The sequence below is a fragment of the Altericroceibacterium indicum genome, assembly GCF_009828105.1.
In the GTDB taxonomy this organism is placed as follows: Bacteria; Pseudomonadota; Alphaproteobacteria; order Sphingomonadales; family Sphingomonadaceae; genus Altericroceibacterium; species Altericroceibacterium indicum.
On record NZ_WTYQ01000001.1, the window covers coordinates 556370 to 572539 of the forward strand.

Sequence of the window (16170 nt, forward strand, 5' to 3'; positions counted from 1 at the left end):
GTGAATGGGTCGATGTTCAGACAAGTGGAGCTTTCATGGCGGTCGAGATACTCGGGTCAATCAATGTGGATATTATTGCGGCGCTCGCCAACCTGCCTCGACCGGGTGAAACGGTTCTGGCGCGCAGCACCGAGAAGTTACCTGGCGGCAAGGGAGCCAATCAGGCGGTCGCGGCGAGCCGCTTTGGCGCTGATACCTATATGATCGGAGCGGTCGGCAAGGATGGGGACGGCGTCTGGATGCGCTCCATTCTCGAAACCGATGGGGTGCATCTCCTGCCAGTAGATGTCGCCAGCGGGACTCCAACCGGCATGGCCTATATTGCGTTGGATGCTGCAGGTGAAAATCAGATTATCGTCGCTCCGGGGGCGAATATGGCTATCACGGCAGATGCGATTGGCGGCGCAGCGCCGGACGCAAGGGTGTTTCTCGCTCAGCTGGAGGTTCCCATTGAAGCCATTGCGGCATTTTTCAATCCTGACCGGGTCGGGCACGGTCTGCGCCTGCTTAATTGTGCGCCAGCTATTCCAGAGGCGCGGGCGCTGTTTGCTGACACCGACATATTGATCCTCAATCAGACTGAACTTGCCGAATATGCCGAATTGGACACGGTGAACGGGGTGGATGATGCGCTTGCGGCCCGGCAATTGATTACCCGCGATGATCAGAGCATTGTCGTGACGCTTGGGGCAGGGGGGAGCTGCGTTGTGCGCCGCAATTCACACTGCCATGCACCGGCTGTAAAGGTCGTGCCGGTCGATACGATTGGCGCGGGCGATTGTTTTGTCGGCGCGCTGGCTGCCCTGCTGGACGAAGGTGCCCGTCTGGAAGATGCCTTGCCGATCGCCAATGCCGCAGCCGCGCAGGCAACACAGGTCGCAGGGGGTGTTCCTTCCATGCCCATGCGCGCAATGATCGATGAAATGCTGGCCGAGAAGCTGCGCGAACCAACTTAACATGCGCCTATTATCAAGAACAAAAGTGGCATGAGCATATCTTGCGTTTAAACATGAATTCTCAACGGGAGCTTTTTCAATGACCCAGTTTACGCCAACGCCCTATGGAATCCCCTCGGACAACGGCGGCAAGGATTTCGGTGTTTTCATGCCGATTGCGAATGGCGGCTGGATCCTTTCGGAAAACAAGCCGGAGATTGATGGCTCCTATGCCTATAACCGTCAGGCCGCTCTTCTGGCCGAAGAAGCCGGCGTGGATTTCATCATGGCGATGGCGAAATATCGTGGTTACGGCGGCAAAACCCATCAATGGGATTCCTCCATCGATTCCGTGGTGGCGATGGCTGGCCTTGCGGAAGTGACCAGCAAGGTCAAAGTCTGGGCCACTATTCACACGATCCTGCAAAATCCGGGTGTGGCGGCCAAGATGATCGCAACGCTGGATCAGATCAGCAACGGACGGGCTGGCCTGAACGTGGTGACAGGCTCTTATCGCGGCGAATTTGCCCAGATGGGCGCATGGCCCGAAGATGTGGACCACGATCAGCGCTATGATCTGGCCTATGAATGGATCCGCGCGGTCAAGGCCCTGTGGAGCGAGGATTCGGTTACTCAGAACGGGACATATTTCCAGCTCGATGATTGCGAATCCTGGCCCAAGCCGAAGAAAAAGCCCTTCACGGTGTGCGCAGGGACATCGGCCAAGGGAATGCGTTTTTCATCAAATGAAATGGACGCGATCTTTCTGTCCGGCGGTGACCCCAAGAAGCTTGCAGAGGCCAGCGCGGCCGCCAAAGCCGATGCGGCAGAGCTGGAGCGGTACATTCGCACCTATTCGATGATGACCATTGTCTTTGGCAAAACGGATGCTGAGGCAGAGGCGACCGCGCAGCATTTCCGGGAAGGTTTCGATGAAGAGGCACTGCATGGCATGATGCGGGCCTATGGTTTCCTTGATGATGAAATTGGCAAGGAAAATGACTTCACCAAGAAAGCACGCTCCAGCTTCATGGCGCCGCATATTACCGGATCGCCCCAGACGATTGTGGAGAAGCTGACAGAACTGTTCGCCACGGCCGATACCGATGGGCTGATGTTGATCTTCCCCGATTACATCAAATCGCTTCCGATCTTCGGTCAGGAAGTGCTTCCGGCATTGCGTGAAGCCTTTCCCGGAAAAGTTCCGGCGTCGGTCGATGCCTGACGCCGTTTCAGACCTGCCGCATGTCGACAAGGCTGCATTGCCTGAGATGATTTCTCCGGCACGCACAGCCTTGCTCGTCATCGACATTCAGACAGACTTTGCCTCGCCAGAAGGTCTGATCGGGCAGGCGGGGGTTGATCTCACATCTGCGCAGATAGCGATTGACCGGATTGAAGAATTGTTGGCGCTTGCGCGAAAAGTGGGCGTTACGATCGGCTTTGCGCGTGTGGTTACATCGCCGGACAGCGATTCCATCGCGCTCAAAACCCTGATGGAGCGCCGGGGCAGGCCGGGGGAAGAAGCCATTTGCCGCGCTGAAGGGGGCGGGGCAGATTATTACCGCGTTAAACCGCAAGCTGGCGAAATTGAGATCAGCAAACTTCTCTATAGCAGCTTTTCCGGCACCGACCTTGATGCGCAATTGAAGGCGCGAGGGGTTGATACGCTTGTGATCACAGGTCTCACCACGGACTGTTGTGTGGATAGTACTGCGCGCGATGCCTTCCATCTTGGGTATCACGTCTTTTTGGTGAGTGATGCCTGTGACGCCTATGATGAACAGTTTCACATTCATTCACTGAATGCGATTGAGAAGAACTGCGCATTGCTGACAACTGCCGATGCTGTCAAAGCGGCCTGGCAGAGATGAGTGCTGTGGCCGCACCCATGAGTGCTGCAACTGCTTCACCGAACGCGCGGCGCGGGGTCCTGTTCGCAGCCATCACTGGCAACGCATTATGCGCCACGGCAACGGTTCACGCGGTTTTCGGCACTTTTCTGGTCCCGCTGTCTGAAGCTTTTGCATGGCCCCGCGCCAGCATTTCGGTGGTGCTGGGCATCATCGCGCTATCTTCCGCCATCGTTTATCCGCTGGCAGGCCGGTATGCGGATAGTCATGGCACAAGGCGGATGGTGCTGATTGGCAATGTCCTTTTTGCATTGTCTGTTGGCGCATTGGCATTCAGCAATGGCAGCCTGCCGATGTTCTACGCCACCTTTTTGGCGATAGGTATCTTTGGCGGCATCCCAAGCACGGCGATCTTTTCCAAGCTGGTGGCAGAATGGTTCAGAGAAAATCGCGGCACGGCGCTTGGGATCAGTGCAGGGCTTGGGAATGGTATCGGTGCGGTTTGCCTGCCGATCCTCGCCGCTGTTCTGGTCAGCCATTACGGTTGGCAAATGGGCTATGTCGGTATTGCTTTGCTCATCGCTGTTGTCGGGACGCCGGTCTATCTCGCGTTCCTCAAAGATGCGCCGGGCTTTGGTAAGGTGGAGGAGGAGCGCGCGGATTCTGCTGACGGCCTGTCCGTTTCGCAAGCTGCGCGCAAACCAGCCTTCTGGTTCATCATGATAGCCATTGCCGCAGGAGGCGGAATTTCCACTGCCGTCCTCAGCCATGTGGTGCCGATTGTCGGGGATCGTGGGTTCAGCCTCGCCACTGGTACAGCGGTTTTGAGCGTGCTGGCACTGGTGGGGTCTATCTGGCAGATTGTGACTGGAAGAATGCTCGATAAATCCAGTGGGCCACGCATCATCGTGCCGATGTATGCACTCGCTATTATTGGCCTTTTCGCGCTGGAATATGGCCCGTCCTCAGGCTTTCTGATCGCTGGCGGTACATGTCTTGGCATCTCACTTGGGTGCCAGTTTGGTTCACTGCCGTTCTTTATTGCACGATATTTTGGCTTGCGGCATTTTGGCGCCATTCTGGGGGTGATGTATTCGGCTGTGATTGCAGCGCAGGGCACTACCCCGGTCCTGCTCGATATGGCATTCGACACATTCCACACATACCGTCCGGCGATCCATATTGCGATGGGGATCATGGCGGCTGGCAGCATGTTGTTGCTGCTTTTGCCGGCCTATCGCTCCAAGGTGGATGCGAAAGGGCTGGGGGTAAGGGTGCGGCATTAATGTTGACCACCAAGGTGAAGGGCGTCACGGATCAAGACTGTGGCACTTTAATCATTCATTCCTAGATAGACGCTGGCAATGAAAGAGAGTGAAACCCATGATATTTAGTGGCCCGGTGAAATATCTCGTGCTTTTCGCTTTTAGCGCACTCTTCTTCATGCTCAACGCCTGCACCTTCAATGGCCTTGGTGTCGTGCTTCCCTATATGATTGATGAAATGGGCTGGGCCTGGGCCGTTGCGGGCCTTGGCTTTACCTTTCTGGGCCTTTCATGCGGGCTGGCCAGCATGGCACCAGCTTTGGCTATTCGGACGATAGGCATCGCAAGAACCATGTTGCTGGGAGGGGCGGTGCTCGCCACGGGTTTCATGTGCATGGGGCTGGCGCATGTCCCGATGACCTATTTTGTTGGTACCATCCTGCTTGGTATTGGTTTTGCGCTGTGCGGCACAACCGCCGGGGTGAATGTCGTTTCCCATTCCTTCCGCCGCAGTTCGACAGCCGTTGGCATCTACTTCACAGCCGGGGGGCTTGGCGCTGTGGCCGGGCCGATGTTCGTTTATGCGACACAATCGCTCACGGGGGATTGGCGCTATTACTGGTATGGCGCGGCAGCCTGCGCGCTTGTTCTGTCCATTTTTGCCGCCATCGTCACCGCAGATCGCCCGCAGCTTAACGATACGGGTGCAGAAAAATCAGAGCCATTGCCAGCGGGTGGCTGGACTGCACGTGCGGCTCTTCGAACGATGCAATTCTATGTCGTGGTGGGGGCCTATACCGCTTTCCTGCTCATCAACACGACGGTTCATGGATTTGCGGTAAAACATTTGTCTGAAAGCGGCCTCAGCATGGGAAGTGCCGCCACGGTGATGAGCGCGATTGCGTTGATCGGTGCGGTAGGGTCTGCAGGGGCAGGTGTGGCCGGAGAACGTATGAAGCCGCGTCATCTCGCGATGCTGTCGCTGGCTGCAACGGTGATCGGCACATTGGCTCTGATTGGTGGTGGGAGCTGGCTGACACTACCCCTTGCAGTGCTGGGCCTCGGCATCGGTTTTGGCTTCAGCTATGTCAGCACGGCGATGTTGCTGATCGACCTGTTTGGAAAACGCCCCAATCTTGAGCTCTATTCTGTCATGACCCTGATTTCCACTCTGGCTGCTATTGGCCCGGCTCTTGGTGGCATGGTGCGCGATGAGGCGGGCAGTTTCTCGCTCGTCTTCATTGGCTGTGCGGTTCTGGGAACGATATTCCTGCTGTTGCTGGCCATCATGCGCCGTCCCGCTGCGCCTGCTGAAATGCTGAGTGAAACAAGACTTCAGGAGGCCAAGGCCCCATCGTCTGTGCAAACCTCTCAGCCAGTATTGGCAGCGTAAGAATGACAGATACGGATATGTCTGGCTTCGCTCATCCTGATGCTTCGCCTTATAAGGTGAGTGAAGCAGAGCGCGATGCGATTGCCGCTGCGATCGATCAGGATGAACTGGTCACGCTGGCGCTGGAGTTGGGGAATATTCCGTCTCGTTCGAAAGAAGAGGCAGAAGCTGCTCAATATGTCTATGATTGGATGGACCGGGAAGGTTTTGCCCCGAGGCGATGCGGCGCAACACCTGAACGCCCCAACATTATTGGGGAATATGGTGGCACGGGTACGGGGGCAAACCTGCTTTTCACCGCCCATCTTGATACAGAAAGCCCCAGCGGGGATAGCACGCTCGATCGGTTTCGCTATCGGGAAAGCACTATGCGCGACCCCGAATGGACGAAATGCTGGATCGATGAAGATGGCCGCTTAAGGGGCTATCCGATTTCCAACGACAGGGGGCCGCTTTCCTGCTCACTGATCGCTGCCAAGGCGCTCAAAAAAGCGGGCATCGGTCTTGCCGGAAAGACATGGCTTACCGCCTGTCCGGGTGAAATCGGACCGGAGCCTATCGAAGAATATGAAGGTATTGATTATCTCGGCAAAGATATCGGTGCGCATTATCTCTTCCATCACGGCGGGGTCGCGCCAGATTATGCCATTGCAGCCGAAGGCACCGATTTTGGCGCGACCTGGCATGGTGGTGGCTATGCCGTATTCCGCGTAAGAATATTCGGGCAGGGCATGTTCACGCCCATTCTTGAAGCGCCTGAAGTGGCAACACAGCACCCCAATCCGATTTATCGTCTAGGCCCGGTGATTGAGGCTCTTCATGCATGGGGCCGGGAATGGGAAGCAAACAGCGTCTATGAAGGGCCGGGTGGGGTGTCCCATCCAAAAGTTCAGATCGCTTCTGTGCGCGCCGGCAATCCGCTGGAATATGGCGCAGGAACAGAAGTTTGCGCGCTCTATGTGGAAGTGAGCCTTAACCCAAGGCAGAAGGCTGCTGACGCGCAGCACGGTATTCTGGCAGCTATGCGTCGGGTAGATGTGCAGGAATTTGACATTGCGCCGGTTGTCGTGCGGCACGGTTTTGAAGCAAATGCGCAGGAAGTGGCGGCTTTGGCAGGCGCAGTGGATGCCGCAACCCGTCTCGGCCGTGGTGTGGCGCTGGAAATGGCCCATCCGGTCTATTCCAGCATGTGGCGGGATCACAATGTCTTCAACATGCACCGTATTCCGGCGTTGACGACTGGAATGCCGCGCTGGCGGCCGACGCCGGATGATATGGCTTCATCCGCTCTGGTCTATGCTCTCACCATGCTGGCGGTGTGCGGCCGGGGTGAAGATCCCAAGGGAAGTGCCGGGCCATCAACCGTCTATGGTGACAATGAAACACCGTTCTGATTTACTGCTGACCTTGCGTTCAAATTGACTTGTGCACTGCAACGTGTCAGCCTCTTTCCTGTGCTGTCCGAATGGGCAGTGCCAATGATGATGCCGGCCTGATCGGTTCAATAAATGGTTGCACCTTTGCGCTTCACGACGAATGCATATCCCAAGGAAGACCGTCTCAAAGCATGGCGGTTTGCCCTTCAACGCCTCTCCATCACTGTTCAGGCAGCGATCGAGGATTCGCTTTACGGTGACCTCGTGCAGGTCAGGAGCAGTCAAGGCATCAGCTTCACGCGGATAACGGCTACAGCGCAGGAATATGTCGTTGATTTCAGCGATGCGCCTGGCTCCTTGTGGCTCGCGATATTGCTTGATGGGTCTGGCGAAGTGTTGAGCGGAGTTGACGAGCTGAAGCTCGAAGATTCCGACATGATCTGCGCCCGCTCTGACGCTGTGGTGCGCTATAAATTACCGGGTGAGCATCGCCTGCTACTGGTTCATATTCCCAAGGCTGCCATTGACCAGCGGTTGAAAACACCGATGCCCGAACAGCCGCGTCATATTGCCGCTGAAAGCGGGGCATCGCGGGTTCTTTCCGGGATGCTGCGGGCATTGGCTGATATGCTTGTCGAAGCGACGATGGACCAATTGGGACCGGTTGAGCTCTCTTTGCCGGAATTTCTCGTCGCCAGCCTGATGGACAATGCCTCCCCCCGTGCGATGGGTGGCGCGGCGGGTGTCCGCGCTGCATTGCTGGAGCGGATTTTTCAGACGATTGAAATGCGGCTGAGCGATCCGAACCTTAACTATCAGCAGATAGCGGGGGAACATGGCATTTCGCCACGCTATCTGCAGAAATTGTTTGAAAGTATCGACGACAGTTTCGGCCATTATGTGAAGGTTCGCCGGCTGGAACGCTGCCGCCTCGATTTGCGCAGCCCACTTCATGCGCAAAAATCGATTTCGGATATTCTCTTCCAATGGGGATTTAACGATAGCGCCAGTTTCAGCCGGGCATTCCGCGAACAATATGGCATGTCTCCGCGCGAATATCGCAAAATGCTTGATATCGATGAAGCGCAGGAGGAGCGGACCCGCCGCCGTGGCCGCCCGGCCAATGCCAAGGGAGCAAAGGATGAGGCGGTTGAGGAAGAGCTAAAAGGGCTCGCTTCCGACAATGTGGTTGAAGATGATCCCCGCGATGATGGCCATATCCGCCATCATTATTTACCGGTCAGCCCGGAAACGGTGCATTGGGGCTATTTCAATCGCGCATTGAAACCGGTCCTTACCGTTCGGTCAGGCGATTACATCACCATCGAAACACTCACTCACCATGCCAATGATGACCCTGAACGTATGGTGGAAGGCGATAAGGGCGCAGAAGGCGTCTATCACTGGACCAAGGAAAGCAAAGCGATTGAGCGCCGTGGCGCAGGCCCGATGGATGCCAGCGCACTTGGCCGTGGGCCGGGGGAAGGCTTTGGCGTGCATATTTGCACCGGGCCGATTGCCATTCCTGAAGCGGAACCTGGCGATCTTATCGAAGTCAGAATTCTGGAGTTGAAGCCGCGCGAAAGTGCTAATCCTCGCTTTCAGGGCAAAGCCTTTGGCAGCAATGCGGCAACCTATTGGGGCTTCCATTTTGAAGATCTGCTGACTGAACCGCATCAGCGCGAAGTGATTACCATTTATGAAGTGAATGGCGATCCGGGGCGCGTTCCCACCGCCCATGCGGTCTATAATTTTCGCTGGACGCCCCAGACCGACCCGTCTGGTAAAGTGCATGAGCGATATGACTATCCCGGCGTTCCGGTCGATCCCGCCACGATTGAGCGGAATTACGATATTCTCGCAAATGTCGAAATTCCAATTCGCCCCCATTTCGGTGTGATCGCTCTGGCGCCGGCCCATAATGGACTGGTGGATTCCGTGCCGCCCGGCCCTTTTGGCGGCAATATGGACAATTGGCGCACCGGGCCGGGGGCGAGCATCTATTTGCCCGTTCAGGTGGCTGGTGGTTTGCTTTCGCTAGGCGATCCGCACGCTTCACAAGGCGATTCTGAGCTATGTGGCACGGCGATCGAATGTTCGATGACCGGGCTTATTCAGGTGATCCATCACCCGGCTGGCAAGATGCGCGATCACTTGCGTGATCTGGATTATCCGTTGATCGAAACGGATGAGGAATGGGTCATCATGGGGTTCAGCCAGACCGATTATCTCAAGGAATTGGGTGAAAATGCCCAGAGCGAAATCTACAAGCGCGCCTCTGTCGATTCCGCGATGCGCGACGCTTTCCGCAAAGCCCGACGCTTTTTGATGACGACCAAAGATCTCAATGAAGATGAGGCGATTTCGCTCTTATCCGTTGGGGTGGACTTTGGAATTTCTCAGGTGGCCAATGGCAATTGGGGCGTTCATGCGGTGATCCGCAAGGCCCTGTTTACCGCCTGATACTCGGAGGCGGTGGAGAATATTCCACCGCCCTTGTTCATCAATAGGGTTTATCGCCGGCAATCGTCACGCGGTAGCCGGAGCGTGTATCGGGAAAATAGTCCCATGTGGCGAAATGCTGGGTGCAACGATTATCCCAGAAGGCAACCGAATGAGGCTGCCAGCGAAAGCGGACCTGAAAGTTCGGGTTCTTCACATGATCGAACAAAAAACGCAGGATCGCGTCGCTTTCGGGCTTGGGAAGCCCTTCAATCTTCGTAGTCTTGGACGCATTGACGAAGAGGCATTTGCGCTTTGTGACCGGGTGTGTGCGGATGACCGGATGGATATTCCGGGGATATTTCTTCTCCACATCCGGGAAAAGCTCCCGATAGATATGGTTGGAATCATGCACGGCCTGTAGCGGATCAAGAAACGCCTTCATCGCGTCAGACAGCGCATCATAAGCGGCATACATGCTTGACCAAAGCGTATCGCCGCCATCAGCAGGTAGCGTGTGCATATAAAGGATGCTGCCCATCGGAGGCTCTGCATCTTCGCTCAGGTCAGAATGCCAGTCTTCCCCGGCAACGAAGGTGCTGTTTTCATCGGCATGAATGCGCACGATCTCAGGGTTATCCTCAAGTCCGGATACGCCACTATGATAGGCAAATTCACCGAAATAGCTGCCAAAACGCTTATGGCTTTCATGGGTAAGGTGCTGATTACGGAAGAAGATCACCTGATATTGCATCAACGCATCGTGCAAAGCAGCCTGAACCGTCTCTCCAAGCGGTTCATTCAGATCGACACCAAAAATCTCGGCGCCGATCCTGCGCGTCATGGGGCGAACTTCAATTCCAGCTTCAGGCATGAAGGGTCTCTCTCTTGTTTTCGAGTGTGGCGGCGTAGCGCCGGGCGTAGGCCTGAGCCAAAGCCGCGCAGACGATAAGTTGCATCTGGTGATAGAGCATCAGCGGAAGCACCATCACACCGACCTGCGCTGGTTCAAACATGGCCCCGGCAATGGGAACGCCGCTGGCGAGGCTCTTTTTCGAACCGCAAAATACGAGTACGGCCTCATCCTCATGTGGTTGCCGTGTGAGCCGGGCCATCAGGCGCGAGAGCATGAGAACAATCGCCAGCAAGACGGCATCCAGCAAGAGGATGGTGGCAAGGTCGCCAATGTCAAAGCGAGACCACAACCCTTCGACAACGGCGGCGCTGAAAGCCGTGTAAACCACCAGAAGAATGACGCCGCGATCTGTTCGGCCGACGAGCGTTTTATGGCGGTCAATGAAGCTGCCAATCACAGGGCGCATCAAATGGCCGACGATGAATGGTAACAGCAAAGTGCCGCCAATCTTTACCAGCGCATCAAGGAAGAAACTGCTGTCTGCACTTCCCCCGTTCAGCAAAATGGCTGCTAGGACAGGCGTGAAGACGATGCCGAGCACGTTGGAAAGCGAAGCGCTGCATACGGCCGCAGACACATTGCCATGCGCCATAGCCGTCATTGCAATGGATGACTGAACTGTGGAAGGAACGATGCACAGAAACAGAAAGCCGGCGACGATGGCAGGGTTAAGCCATGGCCCCAATGCGGTAGTGATGCCCAATCCCAAAAGCGGAAAAATCACGAAGGTTGTTGCCAGCACCATCAGATGAAGATGCCAGGCACCAAGCCCCGCCACCACGGCAGAGCGGGAGAGTTTTGCCCCATGGAGAAAGAATAAGAGGACAATTCCGGCATTTGTCAGCCAGTCAAACCCGATCGCCGCATCCCCTTTTGCTGGCAGAAATGTCGCAAATGCGAGTGTCGCAAACAGCAGCAGCAGAAAGGGATCGAGCTTGAAGCGCGAGAACATGAGGGCACTATTCCTGTGATATTATCAGTCTTTTTGCATAAGGCACATGCGGTGTCTTGTCGCCGCATGTGCCTCTATTTGTCTGAATACGTTTGTAACAGCCTTGGTTCCAGTGCCTTGATGCGCGCATCTCTCGGGGTTTCATCATATCTGGCCCTGAAAGCGCGACTGAAATGAGCCGATTGATTGAAACCCCAGCGGAACGCGATTTCCGAAATGGAAAGCTGGGCGTGAAGCGGGCTGGTTAAATCTGCTCGAGCACGCTCCAGCCTGCGGTTCTTCACATAATTGGTGACCGTTTGATTGTTGCGCGCAAAGAGATTTTGCAGGTAACGTGTTGAAACACCCTCATCATTGGCAATGGCCCCCACGGAGAGTTCCGGATCGCCAAGTTGGGTTTCAATTCGCTGGCAAATCCGATCAAGTTGACGGGCCTTTGCCGCGGCGGATCCTCCCTTTCCGGCCGCCCCGCCCATATTGGCAAGAACTGCCACAAGTAATTCGGTCAGTGCTGATTCCATTGCATTCCATTCACCGCTGCGCGCTGCAGAAAGGCTCTTGGCGATGCTACGTAGCAAGCTCATTAACCCATATTCTAGAACGGTTTGGGGAGAAATGACCGAGACTTTGGCTTCCATCGGCGACAGCATCCTGGCATCAATGGCCACGCGGGGAATGCGCAGGAAAAGGTGCCGCCAGGGTGCTGTGAAAGTGAGGCTGGCATCGACCCCTGTTGCGCCAAGCGTCAGATGATCGGGCGTCAGCGATGTCACGCCATCGGAATGCTTCAGTCTGGCTTCACCCTCCAGCAGAAGGCCAAGCCACAGGCTGGTATTATTGTCCGGCAAGCGCCCGGCTATGGATTGCGGCCCGCCTGAAACCAGTGCAAATTCAAATCCCATGGGAGAGGTGAGGGCCAGCACCGTGCCGGCCCCTGTATCACTTGCAAGAGGATCGTCGAATGGCAGTTTTAGCCGGCGCATCGCATCAGACCAGGCCACGGCTCTTTGCTCAAACGGCAAGGCCCGAGCATCGAATGTCCACCTTGGGGGTGGGCTTTCCGTGGCCGGTTCTGAGAGGTTATTTGGGATCTTTGACACTGCCCTTGTCCGGAAAGAGGGCACGGTCAATGCGGACGTGAATGCCCTGGGTTCCGTCCACAACTTGCGTGATACCAAAATCCGCTGCGACGCTCATCAGCGAGTAAGCATCTGTTTTGCTGAGGCCTTGATGTTCGTTCAGCAGATGGAGCATGTCCATTGAGGCCCCCTTCATCGCCACATCGAGATCCTCGCCAAAGCCGTGAACAATCCAGTGATCGGGCGTTTCCAGCAGCGGGGAGGGGAATTTGAAATCCTTGCGCAGGATGATCTGGAAAAGCACGTCAAGCGATGCTTCGATGGCTGTGCCGCTGATTTCACCGTCACCCTGGCTGATATGCGGGTCACCGATGGAAAACAGGCCGCCTTTGACCTGCACCGGATAATACATCCGCGAATTTGCACCGATCCGCCAATTGTCGATGTTCCCCCCATGCAGACCCGGTGGAATGGTGCTGACCGGTGCGTCCACTGCAGGTGCGACACCGGCTGTACCAAGGTGTGGGCGGGCTGGAACGGTGATCCCGTCAAGCGCTGGCTGGCGGTCACAGTGAGGGCAATGGGTAATGCGGCCGGGGATGAGATATTTTTCTTCTACATCATAGGCATAGAGCGCCTTGGCCGTGTTGGAGTTGGGGTTGAGTTCATAAATTGTAACCCGCTCCGTCTCTTCAAATTCCTTGTAGAGATGGCCCCAATTGGCCTGCAGATTGGACCCGTAATTGAAGCGCGGAGTCATCTGGAAATAACGGACTTCCAGCATATCTCCGGGCTCTGCATCTTCAATATAGATCGGCCCGGTCATGATGTGGACGCCGGGGGACCGGGTGCTGGGATCAATCTCGGTAAAGATGCGCTGGATATTCTCATCAAACATCAATTCAGGATCATCACCAGCGTGATGAGTTACCGCTTCAGCCTGGATGAGATCGCCGCTTTTGACGGTGAGGGCGGGCTTGATTTCTGGCGAAAAGAAGCCCCAATGCACGGTTTCCGGGGTGGCTCTGAGCCTGTGAAGCGCCGATGGCTGAACTTCATTCCGCTGGCTACCGTGGTTACAAATCAACGCCATATGCGTCCCCCTGAAGTGAAGTTTGAAAGAGTTTCTGCGCGCATGTCAGTCTGCGCCGATGAGAATGCTCGTCATGCTGAGCGAACTGTGCTGGATGAAATTGGGCCCTAATTCGGCCTTTTCGCCTTCTTCACGGGCACCCAGAACATACAGAAGGGGCCAGAAGTGGTCCGGTGTGGGGGCAGAGCGCTGCGCATCTGCGCCAAGAGCTGCGAAGTTGATAACTGTCTCCGGCTCATCATTCATGACAGCATCCAGCATCGTAGAATTGAACCGTTCAGCCCAATCATAGGGCGGGGAATTCGGATCGCTCCAATCCATCGCCGGAAGATTGTGCACGATATTGCCCGTGCCCATGATAAGCACGCCTTCATCGCGCAAGGGGCGAAGCGCTTTGCCGATTTCCCATCGCTCCGCGGTTGAAATATCGACATCCATGCTGAGCTGGGCCACGGGAATATCCGCATCGGGATAGGCGTGCACCAGCACCGACCATGTGCCGTGATCGAGGCCCCATTTCTGATCGCCAAAAACGGGTTTTGGGGCGAGCAATTCGGTGACCCGCGCGACCAGTTCGGGTGCCCCTCTGGCGGGGTATTGCACATCGAACAAAGCTTGAGGGAAGGCACCGAAATCATGGATCGTGCGTGGCTGATCCATCGCGGTGACACCGGTCCCATGCGTCAGCCAATGGGCTGAGATGCACAAAATGGCTTTGGGTTTGCCGATCCTGTCGGCGATAGTCTTCCAGGTTGCCGTCGTATCGCTCTGTTCAAGAGCAATCATCGGGCTGCCATGGCCGAAAAAGACGATCGGCATCCGGCTCATAAAATGATCTCCAGTCGCAGCAAGCGGATTGAGAACCGATATGGTTATTGATTGGCTTGCTCATTTACCCCATGAGAATGACGGGAGGCGGAGCAACAATCTTGTATCTGTGCGCACAAGATGTTGTTCCGCCGCAGTCTCAGCGATTATTCGCGGGTGTAGTTTTCAGGAATTTCCGGATTTTCACCGCCTTTGACCCACAGGATGATTTCATTGCCCCATGGATCGCGGAAGGCGTGGTTCAAGCCGTTGAATTCTTTCCAGTAATGGTTGCGCCACAAGACTTGCGCCCCGTGTTTTTCCGCACGTTCAAGAATGGCTTCGGGCGTGTCATTGTCATCCACCAGCACCCAGATGCGCGGCTTACGACCGTCCGCTGCGACTATGCGCGGTTCCACACCGGCAGGATCAGGATGCGGGCGCATATTGGCCGCATTGGCAATGCCAAGGTGGAGGTTGCCAATCTGGCTGTCTGAACCGTCCTTGTTCTGAAAGAAACCACCCGGCACCATACGGTGAAATTCACCGGCCGGGCGGGGGTCATCCTCCCAACCCAGAACCTCGGCGTAGAACTTTCCGGCGGCGACCGGGTCTTCGGCTGGAAAATCGACAAAAATGAGAGAATTGGCCATCAATATGTGCTCCGCTTTAGGCATGTGAACTGTGCCTAGAGCTAGCAGTGCGAAAGCCGTGTTCCCTGTCTGAACACGCACGAAAGTTTGATTGTGCACTTTCATGCAAAAGCCGGCCTCTTTGGGAGACCGGCTTTTGCGTTATGCCTATGACGTGCTGCCCGATCAGGCGTGTAATTTGGTGATCGGAGCAGAAGGGCCACGGCGGCGATCACGTTCGGCCCAATAACGATCAACCAGCCAGCGGTTGAATTGACGCTGGGCGTCTTCCTGCCAGCTATAACGGCCACGCGGGGCAAATTTTGATCCCAGACCCTGCTGCACAAGAAGATCGACATGCAGATCCTGCGCCACGATTTCCGCTGTGGCATCATCGTTGATTTTGATCTTCTGTTCGTAAAGCGGATCATCTTTGGCACTGGGATGAAACAGGCTGCCGAAAGTGAGGCCATGTTTGGAAGGCCCGCGGGCATCCATAATGAGATAAATCACCACATCGTTGAGCATGACGAGTGACAGGCTGGGAGGAAGATTCACGAACAGAACCCGGTTCTGCTCTTCTTCATTCAGTTTTGGAAAGACCGGGAACAGCGCCTTTTGTGTCGGGTTGAAACTGGCGTTTGGATGGGTTGAGCCGTTCAAACGATAGTAGCCGGCGGTTTCCGGTGGCACTTCGGGGAAGCTGGCCAGCGAACTAGGGATGAAATCATGCAAGCCCTGATGGAGGCGGTTGGCGTGATAGCCATCATTGTTATTTTCGAACTGAACTTTCCAGTTCCACTCATATTCAAAAGATAGCGCGTCAGGCCCACGCAATGTTGCCATTTCAAAATTGCCGACGACCTCCTCAAGCGGCTTGAGCTGTTCCACCAGCGGTTTGGCTTCCGGGTCAAAATTGACGAAGATGAAGCCGTGCCATGTTTCCAGTTTCAGCTTGGGCAGATTGTGCTTTTTCTTGTCGAAATTGCAGGTTTTGCTCATCGCTGGCGCGCCAACCAGCTTGCCGTCTATATCGTAGGACCAATGGTGGTAGGGGCAGGTGAAGCCGCGTGTATTGCCTTTGCCTTCAGCCACCAGCATCGCCCGATGCTGACAGACGGCGGACATGGCATTGAGCTGGCCATCACGCCCACGGGCGATAATGATCGGCTCATTGGCGTGGGTGGTGGTGAAGAAGTCACCATTTTCAGGCAACCATTCCTCGCGCCCGACGCAAAGCCATTCCCGATAGAAAAGGGCTTCTTTCTCGAACTCGTAAAATTCCGCACTGGTGTAGATTTCTGGCGGCAGGGACTCTGCTTCTTCGGTTGGCGTGATCGAGCTTGCAAAGCTGTCGAAGAATTTATCGTTCAAAAGGGTCATAGTGCCATCCCTTCGGCAGATTGAATGATCAAAAGGGGGCGCTT

Annotated in this window: 14 protein-coding genes; 7 read left to right on the forward strand and 7 right to left on the reverse strand. The window is 55.6% G+C overall.

The annotated features are described in order from the left end of the window. Window positions 1-35: 35 nt before the first annotated feature. The 7 genes from GRI39_RS02790 (at window position 36) to GRI39_RS02820 (ending at window position 9285) form a co-directional block, all read left to right on the forward strand. Window positions 36-956 carry a ribokinase gene (locus GRI39_RS02790; protein ID WP_160738155.1) on the forward strand — a complete coding sequence of 307 codons (921 nt, stop codon included), beginning with the start codon at window positions 36-38 and terminating at the stop codon, window positions 954-956. A 79-nt stretch (window positions 957-1035) separates the two neighbouring features. Further along, window positions 1036-2160 (forward strand): LLM class flavin-dependent oxidoreductase, encoded by a 1125-nt coding sequence (locus GRI39_RS02795; RefSeq protein WP_160738156.1) that lies wholly within the window; start codon window positions 1036-1038, stop codon window positions 2158-2160. Continuing rightward, complete coding sequence (locus tag GRI39_RS02800) at window positions 2153-2809, forward strand: cysteine hydrolase family protein (RefSeq protein WP_160738157.1); 657 nt, start codon at window positions 2153-2155, stop codon at window positions 2807-2809. Before GRI39_RS02795 ends, GRI39_RS02800 begins: the two co-directional genes overlap by 8 nt. Window positions 2810-2826: 17 nt before the next feature. Beyond that, a complete protein-coding gene (locus tag GRI39_RS02805; protein ID WP_160738158.1) occupies window positions 2827-4074 on the forward strand; it encodes an MFS transporter in 1248 nt (415 codons plus the stop codon). Window positions 4075-4171: 97 nt separating this feature from the next. Beyond that, complete coding sequence (locus tag GRI39_RS02810; protein WP_160738159.1) at window positions 4172-5446, forward strand: MFS transporter; 1275 nt, start codon at window positions 4172-4174, stop codon at window positions 5444-5446. 2 nt (window positions 5447-5448) lie between these two features. Next, window positions 5449-6840: a zinc-binding metallopeptidase family protein gene (locus tag GRI39_RS02815; protein WP_246204835.1), complete on the forward strand. Its 1392-nt coding sequence runs from the start codon at window positions 5449-5451 to the stop codon at window positions 6838-6840. A gap of 114 nt (window positions 6841-6954) precedes the next feature. After that, on the forward strand, window positions 6955-9285 hold the full coding sequence (locus GRI39_RS02820; protein ID WP_160738160.1) for an acetamidase/formamidase family protein: 2331 nt from the start codon (window positions 6955-6957) through the stop codon (window positions 9283-9285). Between the two features lie 40 nt (window positions 9286-9325). Here the strand turns inward: GRI39_RS02820 and GRI39_RS02825 are convergent, their stop codons facing one another. The 7 genes from GRI39_RS02825 to GRI39_RS02855 all read right to left on the reverse strand — a co-directional run bounded on the left by GRI39_RS02825 (window position 9326) and on the right by GRI39_RS02855 (window position 16126). Beyond that, window positions 9326-10138, reverse strand: coding sequence for a TauD/TfdA dioxygenase family protein (locus tag GRI39_RS02825; protein ID WP_160738161.1), 813 nt, complete (start codon window positions 10136-10138; stop codon window positions 9326-9328). Continuing rightward, entirely contained in the window at window positions 10131-11132 is a 1002-nt protein-coding gene (locus GRI39_RS02830) for a bile acid:sodium symporter family protein (protein ID WP_160738162.1), read from the reverse strand. Before GRI39_RS02830 ends, GRI39_RS02825 begins: the two co-directional genes overlap by 8 nt. A gap of 74 nt (window positions 11133-11206) precedes the next feature. Next, on the reverse strand, window positions 11207-12133 hold the full coding sequence (locus GRI39_RS02835; RefSeq protein ID WP_160738163.1) for a helix-turn-helix domain-containing protein: 927 nt from the start codon (window positions 12131-12133) through the stop codon (window positions 11207-11209). Window positions 12134-12212: 79 nt separating this feature from the next. Beyond that, complete coding sequence (locus tag GRI39_RS02840) at window positions 12213-13304, reverse strand: acetamidase/formamidase family protein (protein ID WP_160738164.1); 1092 nt, start codon at window positions 13302-13304, stop codon at window positions 12213-12215. A 45-nt stretch (window positions 13305-13349) separates the two neighbouring features. Beyond that, window positions 13350-14132: a 4,5-DOPA-extradiol-dioxygenase gene (ygiD, locus tag GRI39_RS02845; protein WP_160738165.1), complete on the reverse strand. Its 783-nt coding sequence runs from the start codon at window positions 14130-14132 to the stop codon at window positions 13350-13352. Between the two features lie 146 nt (window positions 14133-14278). Next, window positions 14279-14764 (reverse strand): VOC family protein, encoded by a 486-nt coding sequence (locus GRI39_RS02850; RefSeq protein ID WP_160738166.1) that lies wholly within the window; start codon window positions 14762-14764, stop codon window positions 14279-14281. 165 nt (window positions 14765-14929) lie between these two features. Then, window positions 14930-16126: an aromatic ring-hydroxylating oxygenase subunit alpha gene (locus GRI39_RS02855; RefSeq protein WP_160738167.1), complete on the reverse strand. Its 1197-nt coding sequence runs from the start codon at window positions 16124-16126 to the stop codon at window positions 14930-14932. Window positions 16127-16170 lie beyond the last annotated feature (44 nt).

Excerpts from the sequence above, each read along its gene's own strand:
- GRI39_RS02790 (WP_160738155.1), top strand. The coding sequence starts at position 36 with ATGGCGGTCGAGATACTCGGGTCAATCAATGTGGATATTATTGCGGCG.
- GRI39_RS02795 (WP_160738156.1), top strand. The coding sequence starts at position 1,036 with ATGACCCAGTTTACGCCAACGCCCTATGGAATCCCCTCGGACAACGGC.
- GRI39_RS02800 (WP_160738157.1), top strand. The coding sequence starts at position 2,153 with ATGCCTGACGCCGTTTCAGACCTGCCGCATGTCGACAAGGCTGCATTG.
- GRI39_RS02805 (WP_160738158.1), top strand. The coding sequence starts at position 2,827 with ATGAGTGCTGCAACTGCTTCACCGAACGCGCGGCGCGGGGTCCTGTTC.
- GRI39_RS02810 (WP_160738159.1), top strand. The coding sequence starts at position 4,172 with ATGATATTTAGTGGCCCGGTGAAATATCTCGTGCTTTTCGCTTTTAGC.
- GRI39_RS02815 (WP_246204835.1), top strand. The coding sequence starts at position 5,449 with ATGACAGATACGGATATGTCTGGCTTCGCTCATCCTGATGCTTCGCCT.
- GRI39_RS02820 (WP_160738160.1), top strand. The coding sequence starts at position 6,955 with ATGGTTGCACCTTTGCGCTTCACGACGAATGCATATCCCAAGGAAGAC.
- GRI39_RS02825 (WP_160738161.1), bottom strand. The coding sequence starts at position 10,138 with ATGCCTGAAGCTGGAATTGAAGTTCGCCCCATGACGCGCAGGATCGGC.
- GRI39_RS02830 (WP_160738162.1), bottom strand. The coding sequence starts at position 11,132 with ATGTTCTCGCGCTTCAAGCTCGATCCCTTTCTGCTGCTGCTGTTTGCG.
- GRI39_RS02840 (WP_160738164.1), bottom strand. The coding sequence starts at position 13,304 with ATGGCGTTGATTTGTAACCACGGTAGCCAGCGGAATGAAGTTCAGCCA.
- ygiD (WP_160738165.1), bottom strand. The coding sequence starts at position 14,132 with ATGAGCCGGATGCCGATCGTCTTTTTCGGCCATGGCAGCCCGATGATT.
- GRI39_RS02850 (WP_160738166.1), bottom strand. The coding sequence starts at position 14,764 with ATGGCCAATTCTCTCATTTTTGTCGATTTTCCAGCCGAAGACCCGGTC.
- GRI39_RS02855 (WP_160738167.1), bottom strand. The coding sequence starts at position 16,126 with ATGACCCTTTTGAACGATAAATTCTTCGACAGCTTTGCAAGCTCGATC.